General features: G+C 35.1%; 13 protein-coding genes. 9 read left to right on the forward strand and 4 right to left on the reverse strand.

Annotation, left to right across the window (positions count from 1 at the left end; translation table 11 throughout):
* The first annotated feature begins 55 nt into the window (after positions 1-55).
* From sufB to ACFPTQ_RS02540, 9 genes are all read left to right on the forward strand, one after another.
* On the forward strand, positions 56-1,507 hold the full coding sequence (gene sufB, locus ACFPTQ_RS02500) for a Fe-S cluster assembly protein SufB (protein ID WP_278034540.1): 1,452 nt from the start codon (positions 56-58) through the stop codon (positions 1,505-1,507).
* Between the two features lie 34 nt (positions 1,508-1,541).
* Positions 1,542-2,294, forward strand: a complete 753-nt coding sequence (gene sufC, locus ACFPTQ_RS02505; RefSeq protein ID WP_379773457.1) for a Fe-S cluster assembly ATPase SufC — start codon at positions 1,542-1,544, stop codon at positions 2,292-2,294.
* Between the two features lie 79 nt (positions 2,295-2,373).
* Positions 2,374-3,690 carry a Fe-S cluster assembly protein SufD gene (sufD, locus tag ACFPTQ_RS02510; protein WP_379773460.1) on the forward strand — a complete coding sequence of 439 codons (1,317 nt, stop codon included), beginning with the start codon at positions 2,374-2,376 and terminating at the stop codon, positions 3,688-3,690.
* 215 nt (positions 3,691-3,905) lie between these two features.
* The gene (locus ACFPTQ_RS02515; protein WP_379773463.1) at positions 3,906-5,120 is read left to right on the forward strand and encodes an aminotransferase class V-fold PLP-dependent enzyme; all 1,215 of its coding nucleotides are present in this window, start codon (positions 3,906-3,908) and stop codon (positions 5,118-5,120) included.
* 7 nt (positions 5,121-5,127) lie between these two features.
* Complete coding sequence (locus ACFPTQ_RS02520; protein WP_379773466.1) at positions 5,128-5,568, forward strand: hypothetical protein; 441 nt, start codon at positions 5,128-5,130, stop codon at positions 5,566-5,568.
* The gene (locus tag ACFPTQ_RS02525; RefSeq protein ID WP_379773469.1) at positions 5,558-5,977 is read left to right on the forward strand and encodes a SufE family protein; all 420 of its coding nucleotides are present in this window, start codon (positions 5,558-5,560) and stop codon (positions 5,975-5,977) included. The genes ACFPTQ_RS02520 and ACFPTQ_RS02525 overlap by 11 nt, the downstream gene beginning before the upstream one ends.
* An 86-nt stretch (positions 5,978-6,063) precedes the next feature.
* The gene (locus tag ACFPTQ_RS02530) at positions 6,064-6,387 is read left to right on the forward strand and encodes an SUF system Fe-S cluster assembly protein (RefSeq protein ID WP_278034533.1); all 324 of its coding nucleotides are present in this window, start codon (positions 6,064-6,066) and stop codon (positions 6,385-6,387) included.
* Positions 6,388-6,469: 82 nt separating this feature from the next.
* The gene (locus ACFPTQ_RS02535) at positions 6,470-6,982 is read left to right on the forward strand and encodes a DUF2480 family protein (RefSeq protein WP_379773472.1); all 513 of its coding nucleotides are present in this window, start codon (positions 6,470-6,472) and stop codon (positions 6,980-6,982) included.
* Between the two features lie 72 nt (positions 6,983-7,054).
* Positions 7,055-7,906, forward strand: coding sequence for a DUF3078 domain-containing protein (locus tag ACFPTQ_RS02540; RefSeq protein ID WP_379773475.1), 852 nt, complete (start codon positions 7,055-7,057; stop codon positions 7,904-7,906).
* Positions 7,907-8,023: 117 nt separating this feature from the next.
* On the opposite strand, the gene hflX is transcribed toward ACFPTQ_RS02540, so the two are convergent.
* The 4 genes from hflX to ACFPTQ_RS02560 form a co-directional block, all read right to left on the reverse strand.
* Entirely contained in the window at positions 8,024-9,250 is a 1,227-nt protein-coding gene (gene hflX / locus ACFPTQ_RS02545) for a GTPase HflX (protein WP_379773478.1), read from the reverse strand.
* Positions 9,251-9,351: 101 nt separating this feature from the next.
* Complete coding sequence (locus tag ACFPTQ_RS02550; protein ID WP_379773481.1) at positions 9,352-9,831, reverse strand: FKBP-type peptidyl-prolyl cis-trans isomerase; 480 nt, start codon at positions 9,829-9,831, stop codon at positions 9,352-9,354.
* Positions 9,832-9,883: 52 nt separating this feature from the next.
* Positions 9,884-11,233 carry a DUF5689 domain-containing protein gene (locus ACFPTQ_RS02555; protein WP_379773484.1) on the reverse strand — a complete coding sequence of 450 codons (1,350 nt, stop codon included), beginning with the start codon at positions 11,231-11,233 and terminating at the stop codon, positions 9,884-9,886.
* An 18-nt stretch (positions 11,234-11,251) separates the two neighbouring features.
* Complete coding sequence (locus tag ACFPTQ_RS02560; RefSeq protein WP_379773487.1) at positions 11,252-14,089, reverse strand: TonB-dependent receptor domain-containing protein; 2,838 nt, start codon at positions 14,087-14,089, stop codon at positions 11,252-11,254.
* Positions 14,090-14,263: the final 174 nt, after the last annotated feature.

The raw sequence follows: 14,263 nt of genomic DNA on the forward strand, positions 1-14,263 counted from the left end.
TTCTTTAAATTTTTTCGTCTCAAATTAAAGACGAAACAATCTTTAAACACACAAAATGAGTAATAAATATACAGAAGACGATTTAAAAATCGAACTCGAAACGAAAGAGTACGAGTATGGATTTTACACCAATTTGGAATCGGAGACTTTTCCAATTGGTTTAAATGAAGACATTGTTCGTGCCATTTCACACAAAAAAGGCGAACCACAATGGATGACTGATTGGCGCATTGAAGCCTTTAGAGCATGGGAACAAATGATTGAGCCAGAATGGGCTAATGTACATTATGCCAAACCTGATTTTCAAGCGATTTCCTATTATTCGGCACCAAAAAAGGTTGATCCAAATAAAACACTTGACGATGTAGATCCTGAACTTTTAGAGATGTACAAAAAGTTAGGTATTTCTGTCGATGAGCAAAAAATGATGAATAATGTAGCGATGGATATCGTAGTTGACTCGGTTTCGGTAGCTACAACATTTAAGAAAACATTAGGCGAAAAAGGAATTATCTTCATGAGTATTTCTGAAGCTATCAAAGAACATCCAGAATTAGTGCGTAAATATTTAGGAACAGTAGTGCCGCAAAAGGACAACTTTTATGCTGCTTTGAACTCAGCTGTTTTCTCTGATGGTTCCTTCTGTTATATTCCAAAAGGAGTAAAATGTCCAATGGAACTCTCAACTTATTTCCGTATCAATCAGGCGGGAACAGGTCAGTTTGAAAGAACTTTGGTTATTGCCGATGAAGGAAGTTATGTATCGTACCTTGAGGGTTGTACGGCTCCAAGTCGTGACGAAAATCAATTACACGCTGCAGTGGTTGAATTAATCGCTTTAGATAATGCTGAGATTAAATATTCTACTGTTCAAAACTGGTTCCCTGGAAACAAAGAAGGAAAAGGTGGAGTTTACAACTTTGTAACTAAAAGAGGTTTATGCGAAACGAACGCTAAAATTTCATGGACTCAGGTAGAAACTGGTTCAGCTGTTACTTGGAAATACCCTTCTTGTGTATTGAAAGGAGACAATTCGGTAGGTGAGTTTTACTCGATTGCTGTAACGAATAACTTCCAACAAGCAGATACTGGAACAAAAATGATCCATTTAGGTAAAAACACTAAATCGACTATTATTTCTAAAGGTATTTCGGCAGGGAAATCGCAAAATAGCTATAGAGGATTAGTGCAAATTAGCCCAAGAGCCGAGAACGCCCGTAACTTTTCTCAATGTGATTCCTTATTAATGGGTAACAACTGTGGAGCACATACTTTCCCTTATATCGAAAGCAAAAATCCAACGGCTAAAATAGAGCACGAAGCAACGACTTCTAAAATTGGTGAAGACCAAGTTTTCTATTGCAATCAACGTGGAATACCAACTGAAAAAGCCATTGCCTTAATCGTAAATGGTTTCAGTAAAGAGGTTTTGAACAAGTTGCCAATGGAGTTTGCAGTAGAAGCTCAAAAATTATTAGAAATCTCGTTAGAAGGTTCCGTAGGATAGTCATAAATCAAAGTATAAAAAACACATTCGAAAAATGTTAAGCATAAAAAATCTACACGCCACTGTAGGCGATAAAGAAATTCTTAAAGGAATTAACCTTGAAATAAAAGGAGGAGAGGTTCATGCGATAATGGGACCAAATGGAGCTGGAAAAAGTACACTTTCTGCAATTATTGCAGGAAACGAAAATTACGAAGTAACTGAAGGAGAAATCCTTTTGCAAAACGAAGATATTTCAGAACTAGCTCCTGAAGAAAGAGCACACAAAGGGGTATTCCTTTCTTTCCAATACCCTGTTGAAATCCCAGGTGTATCGGTAACTAATTTCATGAAAACTGCTATCAATGAAACTCGTAAAGCAAATGGTCAAGAAGAAATGCCAGCTAACGAAATGTTGAAACTAATTCGTGAAAAATCAGAATTATTAGAAATCGACCGTAAGTTTTTATCTCGTTCATTAAACGAAGGTTTCTCTGGTGGAGAGAAAAAACGTAACGAAATTTTCCAAATGGCAATGTTAGAACCAAAATTAGCTATTTTGGACGAAACCGATTCTGGTTTGGATATCGATGCTTTACGAATTGTTGCCAATGGTGTAAACAAATTAAAAAGCGACAAAAACGCAATTATCGTTATTACCCACTATCAAAGATTATTAGACTATATTGTTCCTGATTTTGTTCACGTTTTATACAACGGAAGAATTGTAAAATCTGGTGATGCTAGCCTAGCCTTAGAATTAGAAGAAAAAGGATACGACTGGATTAAACAAGAACAAGAAGTATAAAAATTTGTTTATCGTTTATAGTTTGTTGTTTCGAAATGAACAATAAACAAAAAACCATAAACCATAGACAGTAAAAAATATGGAATTAAAAGAAAAATTAATCTCATCGTTCATGGCATTCGAAGCACGTGTGGATGTTCAATCAGAACTTCATGATGTGAGAACTTCGGCATTAAAGAACTTTGAAGAAAAAGGTTTCCCAACAAAAAAAGAAGAAGCTTGGAAATACACTTCGCTAAATGCCATTCTTAAGAATGACTTTACTGTTTTTCCTAAAAAAGATAGCGCTATTGAATTTAATCAAGTAAAAAAATACTTCCTTCATGAAATTGACACTTACAAAGTAGTCTTTATCGATGGTATTTTTAGCTCGCACTTGTCTTCTACAACTCACGACGGAATCGATGTTTGCCTAATGTCTTCGGCATTGACAAAACCTAAATACAAAATGGTTATAGATAACTATTTTAACAAAATCGCCAATACAGAAGACAGCCTTACTTCATTGAATACTGCTTTTGCAATCGAAGGTGCTTATATCAACATACCTAAAAGTAAAGTGGCCGACAAACCAATTGAGATCATGTATTTCTCTACTGGAAACGAAGCAGCTTTAATGGTACAACCAAGAAACTTAGTAATTGTAGGTGAGAATTCACACGTACAAATTATTGAACGTCACCAAAGTTTAAGCGATAATCCGATTTTGACCAATTCAGTTACGGAGATTTTTGCTCAAAAACGTGCCATTGTTGATTATTACAAAATTCAAAATGACAATCACGAAGCCAACTTAATTGACAATACTTATGTATCTCAACAAAAAGAAAGTCACGCTTCTGTTCATACATTTTCTTTCGGTGGAAATTTAACGCGTAACAATTTGAATTTTTACCACTTTGGCGAAAGATTGACCAGTACATTAAACGGAATTACCATCATTGGAGACAAACAACACGTAGATCACTATACTTTGGTAAATCACGCTCAGCCAAACTGCGAAAGTTTCCAAGATTATAAAGGGATTTACAATGACCGTTCAACAGGAGTTTTCAACGGAAAAGTTTTCGTGGAAAAAGAAGCGCAAAAAACAAATGCGTTCCAACAAAGTAACAACATTGTTTTAAGCGACAAAGCAAGCATCAATGCAAAACCTCAATTGGAAATCTTTGCCGATGATGTAAAATGTTCACACGGATGTACCGTAGGGCAATTAGATGAAACCGCTTTATTCTACATGCAACAACGCGGAATTCCTAAAAAAGAAGCCAAAGCCCTTTTGATGTATGCGTTTTCTAATGCAGTAATCGAAAACATTAAAATTCCTGAATTAAAACAACGAATTACAAATATCATTGCTATGAAATTAGGAGTGAAACTAGGATTCGATTTGTAATTTTAGACAAAAAATAGTTCAAAGGGCACAAAGTTTATTCCGATAATCTTGTGCCCTTTTTGATTTTATAATACAAAAATGAAATAGAACTATTTTTAGACTATAAATCCTTCTCATAAATTAAACTGATACCACAATCAATCAAAACAAATAATTGAAGCAAAAAACAATTTTAGTTTTAGTACTTTTGTAAAATAGAATTTTTCTAAATAGTTATGCTAGACATTCAAAAAGTAAGAGCCGATTTTCCGATTTTAAATCAAAAAGTAAACGGAAAACCATTAGTATATTTCGACAACGGAGCCACTTCTCAAAAACCACAGGTGGTAATTGATGCTATTGCAAAATATTACCAAGAAATCAATGCCAACATTCACCGTGGTGTTCACACCTTAAGCCAACTAGCTACTGATGCTTATGAAATAGCTCGTGGTAAAGTTCAAAATCATATTAATGCCAAACATGCTCATGAAGTACTTTTTACTTCGGGGACTACTTTTGGGATTAATTTGGTTGCCAATGGTTTTGCTTCGATTTTAAAATCAGGAGACGAAGTTCTGGTTTCGCATCTAGAACACCATAGTAATATCGTTCCATGGCAGATGCTTTGCGAAAAAACAGGCGCTACGCTAAAAGTCATCCCAATGGATGAAAATGGCGAATTGATTATGGCTGAATATGATATATTACTTTCTGAAAAAACCAAAATCGTCGCTGTTAATCATATTTCGAATGCTCTAGGAATTATCAATCCTATCAAATACATGATTGACAAAGCCCACGAAGTAGGTGCTGCTATTTTAATTGACGGAGCGCAATCTGTTCCCCACTTAAAACCAGATGTTCAAGCGCTGGATTGTGATTTCTATGCTTTTTCAGGACACAAAATGTGCGGACCTACAGGAACTGGTATTTTATACGGAAAAGAAACTTGGTTAAATAAATTACCCCCATATCAAGGAGGAGGCGAAATGATTAAGGAAGTTTCTTTTGAAAAAACGACCTATGCCGAATTGCCTCATAAATTTGAAGCAGGAACGCCTAATATTGCAGGTGGAATTGTTCTAGGAACAGCAATAGATTATATGAATTCTGTTGGTTTTGAAAACATTCAACAACAGGAATTGGAATTATTAGCTTATGCCACCGAAAAACTTTCTGAAATTGAAGGTTTACGTATTTACGGAAATTCTAAAAATAAAACATCGGTTGTATCGTTTAATATCGAAGGCATTCATCCTTACGATATTGGAACTATCATCGATAAATTAGGAATTGCAGTACGTACAGGTCATCACTGTGCCCAACCGATTATGAATTTCTTTGGGATTCCGGGAACTATTAGAGCTTCATTCTCTTTTTACAATACCAAAGAAGAAATTGATGCCTTGGTTGAAGGGGTAAAAAAAGCAAAAATGATGTTATCTTAACTATTATATGAAAGCACTAGCCTTATTTCTATTAACTATTTTTCTAAACAAAGGCTGCTGTGAAGGCGATGCACAAAAGAAAATGCAAAAAGCACAGCTAATTTATACAGCCACTTCCAGAGGATTTTTTAGAGAAATAATTATCAAAAATAAAGAAGTTAGTGTACAATCAAATAGAAAAGAAAACATTGTTACCACTAAAATAAATGATACCGACTGGAAAGAACTGATACATCTTTTTAACGAAGTTCATTTAGAAACTATTAAAGATTTAAAATCACCAACAGAAAAACGATTTTATGATGGTGCCGCGATAGCGCAATTAAAAATAGTCTTTGAAGGAAAGACCTATGAATCACAAAGTTTCGATCATGGTTATCCTCCTGAAGCATTACAAAAATTAGTGACTAAAATAAATTCATTTGCAAAACAAGACAATGAAAATTAAAGACATACAAGAAGAAATAGTAGACGAATTCTCGATGTTTGATGACTGGATGCAACGTTATGAATACATCATCGAGTTAGGAAAAAATCTTCCATTAATCAAAGAAGAATACAAAGTAGACGAAAATTTAATCAAAGGCTGCCAATCTAAAGTTTGGTTACAAGGTGAAAAAGATGACGACAAAGTAGTTTTTACAGCCGATAGTGATGCTATTTTGACCAAAGGAATTATTGCAATTTTAATACGTGTTTTTTCTAATCAAACGCCAAAAGACATCATCGATGCCAACATGGATTTTATTGATGAAATTGGATTAAAAGAACATTTATCACCTACCCGTGCGAATGGTTTGGTTTCGATGATTAAAAACATTAAAATGTATGCTTTGGCATTTGATGCTAAGAATTAAAAAAACAAATAACTTATATGACTCCTGCCTGTCGGCATACAGGTATATGTTTAAAAAACAAGTCATATAGAAACTCAAAAATAAAAATGGAACAAGTAATAAATACCGAAGAATTAGGAGAATCAATCGTAATGAAATTAAAAACCATTTACGATCCGGAGATTCCCGTAGACATTTACGAATTAGGTTTGATTTATGACGTAATGGTAAATACAGACAACGAAGTAAAAATCTTAATGACACTTACCTCTCCAAACTGTCCGGTAGCAGAAAGTTTGCCTAGAGAAGTAGAAGAAAAAATCAAATCCATTCCTGGTGTAAAAGGAGCCGAAGTAGAAATCACTTTTGACCCACCATGGAGCAAAGATTTAATGAGCGAAGAGGCAAAATTAGAATTGGGAATGCTTTAAAAAAAGTATTCAGTAGACAGTAGCAGTAGGCAGACAGCATATCTACTGTTTACCATAAACTATAAACTGAACACTAATGATAATGGAAGAAATAGTAAACAAAGTAGCGAATAGTGTTTTGGAAGTTTTCGATTTAGAAGATTACTTTCCAAAGGGCATTCGTACGCAAATTGACATTTCGCAATGGTTATTTGAAGGTTTTTTATTAAGGGAAAAGGACTTTAGAGAACAGTTAAAAAACCATGATTGGTCTCAATACCAAGATCATTTTGTTGCGATCAATTGCAGTACTGATGCTATTGTGCCGGCATGGGCATCTATTTTAGTTGCGGTACATTTAGCCCCTTATGCCAAAAAAATTATAGATGGAACAATTGATGATTTGAATGCAGCATTGTATGAAGAATTACTTCCTAAAATCGATTATACCGCTTATGAAAACAAGCCTGTAATCATTAAGGGCTGTTCTAAAAAACCGGTTCCAACTCGTGCTTACATCTTAGCTGCTCATTATTTGCAAGCTTACGCCAGAAGCATCATGTATGGAGAAGCCTGTTCGGCTGTACCTTTGTACAAGGCACCTAAAAAAGCTTAGGAAAATACTAACTCAAATGCTACTTTTTAAGTAGCATTTTTTTTATATTTACTTAACATAAAGTCCAAAAAAATGAAAAACATTCTTCTTACCACCGTATTTGTATTTTCATTCTTAATCACAAAAGCACAAGAAACAATAAAGGATACTACTAAGGTTTGGACAACCAAAGGCAATATGAACCTATTATTAAGCCAATCTGCCTACAACAGACAATGGCTAGGTGGAGGAACGAGTAATGTTGCAGGGAATTTTGGTATAAACTATGATTTCAATTACAAAAAAGGCAATGTAGTTTGGGATAGCAAATTCATATTAGCCTATGGATTGAGTAAAATTAAAGGGAATGAAAGAATAGCAAAAACGGATGATCGCCTTGAATTAAATTCGCTATGGGGTAAAAAATCGACGGCTAAAAATTGGTATTACTCCATGTACTTTAATTTTAAATCACAAATGGATACTGGACTTGATAAAAATGATGTCAAAATTTCGCATCTTTTTTCACCAGCGTATTTCCAATTTGGGCCAGGATTTTTATGGAAAAAAGACAACAATGCCAGTGTAAACTTCTCTCCTGCAGCAGGAAAATTAATTGTAGTACACCAACATTTTACAGATTTGGGTACTTCATTTGGTGTTGCACAAGGGAAAACTACCCGATTCGAATTAGGAGCAAGCATATCAGCATATTACAAAGTAAGTCCCATAACTAATGTGTCTATTGAAAACATTCTGAATTTGTATTCTAATTATCTTGAAGACCCACAAAATGTAGATATTAACTATCAGATGAACATCGTCATGAAAATTAACAAATACCTTTCGGCCAATATCAATATGCTGGCTATTTACGATGACAATGCCATCAAAGCAGTTCAGGTTAGGGAGATTTTTGGCTTAGGAATTAATTATGGATTTTAATTCTAGTATATTTAGCATAAAAAAATCCCTTTTAAATTTTAGAACTCAAAAGGGATTCTTTATTATAAATATGTCTCGACTGCGCTCGAACTGACAGATGGTACCTTATAGAAAATTCTACTCTTCCTTTTCCAAAGCATCCTTATAATCCGGATACAGGAATTTGTTATAAGGAAAACGGGTAATATGAATTTGACGTACGGCTTCGTAAACTCTTTCTCGGAATTCTTCGAAATTTTGCTTTTGAGCTGCCGAAATAAACAAGGCATTTTGCTCTCCTACACGACTCATCCAGGTCGATTTCCACTCGTCAAGTGTGTAGTGTTTGGTCGTTTTCTCAGTCATCAAATCGTCTTCATCAATGGTCAAATGACGGTAAGCGTCAATTTTATTAAATACCATCAATGTTGGTTTATCACTCGCTTTAATGTCTACTAAAATTTGGTTTACCGAAGCAATATGATCCTCAAAATCTGGATGCGAAATATCTACTACATGCAATAACAAATCGGCTTCACGAACCTCATCTAGCGTACTCTTGAACGATTCTACCAATTGTGTAGGCAATTTCCGAATGAATCCTACGGTATCCGAAAGTAGAAACGGTAAGTTTTTAATCACCACCTTTCGAACAGTAGTATCCAAGGTTGCAAACAATTTGTTTTCGACAAAAACATCGCTTTTCCCAATGGCATTCATCAAAGTCGATTTTCCCACATTGGTATAACCTACTAAAGCCACACGAACCATAGCGCCACGATTACTGCGTTGCACGCCCATTTGCCTGTCGATGGTTTTGATTTTATCTTTCAACAATGAGATTCGGTCACGTACAATACGACGGTCGGTTTCAATCTCCGTTTCCCCAGGACCACGCATCCCAATACCTCCTTTTTGACGCTCTAAGTGTGTCCACAATCCTGAAAGTCTTGGTAACAAATATTGGCATTGTGCCAATTCTACCTGAGTACGCGCATAGGAAGTTTCGGCTCTTTGGGCAAAAATATCCAGAATCAAATTCGTCCTGTCCAAAATTTTACAATCGATAATTTTAGAAATATTTTTTTGTTGCGAAGGCGTTAATTCGTCATCAAATATGATAGTTGAAATACCATTTTCTTTTACAAAATAATGGATTTCTTCAATTTTACCTGTACCTAAAAACGTTTTAGGATTCGGTTTATCCATTTTTTGCGAAAAACGTTTCACCACCTGTCCACCAGCGGTAAAGGTCAAAAACTCTAACTCATCAAGATACTCATTGAGTTTCTCCTCACTCTGGTTTTGGGTAATGATACCTACAATGACCGATTTTTCAAAATTTATTACTTCTTTTTCTAACATGTCTTTAAATAAGGTTACAAATTTAGTGATTTGTAACGTAGAAATGGGATTTATAATTCCTTAAAAACACCCTAAAAACCATTGAAATTTAAAAAAAGAAATTAGTTAACTGAAATCAATTTTACATCAAAAATCAATACGGAACCTCCTGGAATTTTACCGTTATCATTTCCACCATAACCTAATACAGCCGGAATAACAAGGATAGCGCTTCCGCCTTCTTTTAGATACGAAATTCCTTCTGTCCAACCTTTAACTACTTGATTTAAATTAAAAGAAATTCCTTTTTCATCACTTTGATCAAATACATTTCCATCCATAAAATAGCCTTTGTAAGCAACCGTTACATTAGATGCTGGAGTAGCTTGCTTTCCTGTACCTGGATTATTAATTACATAATATAATCCTGATTCGGTTTTAGTTCCTTTTAATCCTTTTTTAGCTACATAGTCTTCAATTTCTTTTTCATTTTTAGCAATGTACGGAATCTCGCTTGGAGCTACACTACTGCTTTCGCTAGTTTCTTTTTTACAAGAAATAAAAAGAGTCATAACCAATAAGGCCGATAATAAATGTTTCATAGTTAATTTTATTTTTTTAATAGCCAAATATAGTAAAGGGATTTACAAAAAACTAATCTCCATAAATTTGAACATCATCTATTTGAAAAGTACCATCTAAAGCTAGATTTTTTCCTGAACCAATATATCGAAAAGCAATATTGATTTTCCCTGTGTAACTCGATAAATCAATAGCTCCCGAACCTATAAACTCATTCCAAGGAGTAGATTGAGTGGGGATTTTTGCAGGGAGTTTAGTCCATGTTGCGGAATTTACATGCAGTCCATCAAAATTAGTTGAAACATATACTTCCAAGGTATTTAATGGCGAATCGACATCCAAGTGGTCTTGGGCTGAACGAAATGATAAACTTTCATGAGTATGTGTATCCATATCAATTTTTGGTGAAATTAACCAAACAATATTTGAGGCAACTTTAGTCCCCGTGATTGCAAATTCGGCATAGCCATTTGTACCAGAAACGCCTCCTTTCCAAACAATTGCTCCTGCTTCTATAAGATTACTCCATCCGGGCAAACTTAAATTTGTCCCATCGGTAACATCTTGAAAATCTTCAACAAAAAAAGGAATATTTCGACTAGTAGTCATTTGAACATCGGCTTCTTTTCTGGCTATTAACTGATAATCGGTATCGTATTTAGTGAGCACGCCTCTAACTTTTCCGCTTCCTGTAGGCACTAGATTCTTTGAAAAATCAGCGAAGGAACTCGTTCTAAAAATAAGTTGGTTCCCATTTTTGTCTACCAAATTCCAATTGGTTGCACCGCCTACATTATTCGTTTCTTCAAAGTAGTGGCGCCCAATAGCCGGTTCTGTAAACTGTACATCCGACAATTCAACAAGCGTGTTTAAATGACTATCGTTAATTTCAGCTAAATTCAGCGCGCTAACTAATTGTTCCTCTTTTACATTCGTACAGGAAGCATACAAAACTTTTTTATAATCATTTTGCGAAAGCCTACCGACTCCTCCCAAATTAAAAGCATTGACATACAAAGAACCGATACGCAAACCTCCAAAGTACAAATCAGTATATTGATTTTTTAATTTCACATACACTTTATTACCCACTCTATAATCTACGTACAAATTAGACACATCAACAGGAACCGAAAATCCCTGAGCAGGACTACTCGCAGTAGGCAACGTTTGCAACGAAATCGTCTTAAAAAAATTACCGTTTTCATCACTCGAAACAACATAAGCCTCAATTATATCATCATAAGTATATTGAGCCACAATTTCTGCTGAAGCGGATTTAATATCCAAAACGGTTTTATTTACTGTAAAATCAGCCTGATTACAGACGAGTTTTGGAATTTGAGTTTCATCATTTGCGCAAGCTCCAAAAAACCATAAACCAACTAAAAGATAAATAAAGGTAGTATTGCTACTTTTCATAAAATTTCCATTTAAAAATTAGAAACTGAAGTACAGATTTACAAAATAAGTGCGGCCAAAACCATTAAAATACTTGTTACCAAAAGCAGGTGAACCACTGGAAACATCTTGATTGAGTTGCCTAAAATTAGCATTTCGGGCTTGCTCATAACCACCTGTTTTAAATTGTGTGTCCAGCAAATTATTAATACTCACAAAAAGTCCGAGCGTGTTAGTTTTAAATCGCCAAGATTTACCACCAATCAAATTGAACAATAAAACCGAATCCAATTTTTCTTGTCGCAATAATTCCGCTGCTCTTTCCTCAGTTGCTTCTGGAAATGGAAAACCACTAGCTGGATTGGTATAAAAACGATTGGTTCTGGATAATGGTGAAATATCAATATAAGTGTCAGTTAAGAAATTCACATTGGTTCCAATCCACCAATATTTAGGATTGCGGTATTCCAACCCTAAACTATACGCCTGCTGCGGCATACCTGCCTGTTTGTAATTTTTTAAAAGTGCGGTTCCAAAATCAAATGAAGGTGTTGTGTTATCAACACTTGCCACCGCATCATTATTAAGGCTCACATTAGGGTTGCTATCATAGGTATATTGACCATAAGCAGCAGAAAAAGTAGTTTTAAGCGTGGGGTCTATTTGATATTCCAAACTGAATTCGGCTCCCCAATTCTTTTTATCCAAATGAGTCAATGTCTGACTTACAAAAGCATTTGTATTCGTATAGCCTGCTTCATTATCAAAAATTCCTTCGGCATAAAAAAAGCTGATTTTCGTTGCATCTTTAATCGTTGTATAATAGGCCGTCAATCGGGTTTTGATTTTTGGGGTGCGAAAAATATAAGTCGCATCGATACTATTGAGTGTTTCACTTTCCAGTCCGTCCACCACACTATTATTCAAACGGGCATTAGAAAAACTGTTTCTCAAATTAGGTGCTCTTGTTAGATGCGCGGCATTACAATTCAACGATTGATTTCCAGCAATTTTAAAAAGAACGCCCCCTTTGAATCCAAAATTTTCAAAGTTAAGTTTTTGGCTTTTGCCAAAAGAAGTCGTGGGATAAATTCCGTTTTTATACAAACCTTCTCGTTGGTAATTGGTTTTCGAAAACGACTGAGCCAAATAAAAATCAACTTTGTTATAGGAAAATTTAAACTGAGTAAAGGCTTCTACAACAGTTGCCGAAAGCTTATAATTATAAGCATAAAGATCGCCCACTTTCACCTGACGATTGGGATTATTCAAGTCGGATTGTGCTTGAGAACCACTATAAAACCCATCAATATCTTCAAAGAAAGTTCCGCCCAATAAATCCAAGAGTTTTTGAAAATTATGCGACTTCAATTCCCGAAAAGAGATTCCGGCATTGAAAATCATATTTTCATTAAGTTGCGAATTGAAATTAGTAGACATCGCCAGTGTTTTATCGTCGGAACGATCCTCGTACAATACATAATGACTTTGCGCTGGCTCATAACCAATGATATTAGAATTTGAATCTACTACAGGATTTTGATTGGCACGATACATCGCTTCCCAATCGATTTGAGGATGGGCTAAAAAAGCTTCTTTACTTTTCGCTGCATTTTCATAATCGGGTATAAAATCTCCCGAATATTCTCCGTTATCAGGAGCATACATGGACAAATAATAGCTTGGCATTTTTCGATAATAAGTAGGATCGGGACTATTCGCATTTTGATAATCAATATTGCTGTTGCCTACTTTTCCCCATTGGTACATTAGACCCGAATTGAGATTGCTATGGTCGTTAACTTTAAAATAATGGTTGAGCATCACTATGGGTTCGGCTACAGTTCGCACTCTGGAATTTCTAATTTTCCCATTTTGATATCCCCAATACGAATTGTATTTTTCGTTTGTTAATTGGATTACTTCGGCCGTATTTGGCGAATTTTTACCTCTTTCATTTGGGGTATAAAAGCCTGAAATGTTAAGCGAATGCTGGTTGTTTAATTGCTTTTCGATACTAAAAAATAAAGAATTAGCATCATAATTTGTACCTTGAAAATACCCTTCTTGTGCATAGCGTTTCCCTGCCGAAATTACATAAGCCCAGCCTTTGTTACTCATTCCTGAAGCGTAGGTTGCCATAGCACGCCAAGTATAATTTGTATTTGTTCCTGAAAAAGTCAGTCGGCTTCCTTCTCTGTATATGGAAGCTCTGGTATTGATTTCCTGTGTCCCTAAAATTCCTCCAAAAGTATAATCAGAAGGAGTCGTTCCTACCGAGAATTCCTGATTTCTAGTGGCATCGTTGAGTCCGCCCCAGTTGTTCCAATTGGGTCTACCATCATATATTTTATTCATTATGATTCCATTAATCATGGTACTTGCATTTTCAATATCCAAACCCCTGATTCGAAAACGAGCTTGTCCCCAATTGAAAGCGGCCGCCTGTTGAAAAGCATCTTTAGAAGATTGTAATAAACCCGAAGTAGTTTCTGAACTACTGTTATCGTCTGTCAAATCGTCTTCCAACAGTTGAATAAGAGCTGCTTGTTGGTCCGTAATTTGATCTAGTTCTAATACAATAGTCCCTAAATCGACTTCTAATGAATTTTGAGTTGAAACGGGAAACAAAGCATCTTTATAGCCTTGACTATGAAAAAGAATTAAATAATCGGCAGTGGGAATGGACTCAAAAATGACTATTCCATCCGAATTAGAAAGTTGTGTATAGGAGGTATTTTGAATAGAAACCACAACACCTACAAGTGGTTTCAACGTTTTAGAATCTAAAACCTTAGCTATAATTCGCGCCTGATTTTGTGCAAGTACACTTTTGAATACCCCAAAACTCAAAAGTAGAACAAGAAAATATTTCATAAATCCAAATGATTTTAATGCCATAACTAAAGACTCAGAAATATTCGAAAAATGAATATTTCCAATCCATTAGGATTCTTGTTTTTGGGAAATCAGACTATTGTCATAAATGAACCGAGCCTAATTCAAAGCGGTGGTATCAAACCACTTAAAAAAATGATTCGGCACTTTGAA

The sequence above is a fragment of the Flavobacterium sp. GCM10022190 genome, from assembly GCF_042656445.1.
GTDB classification, from domain to species: Bacteria; Bacteroidota; Bacteroidia; order Flavobacteriales; family Flavobacteriaceae; genus Flavobacterium; species Flavobacterium nitratireducens.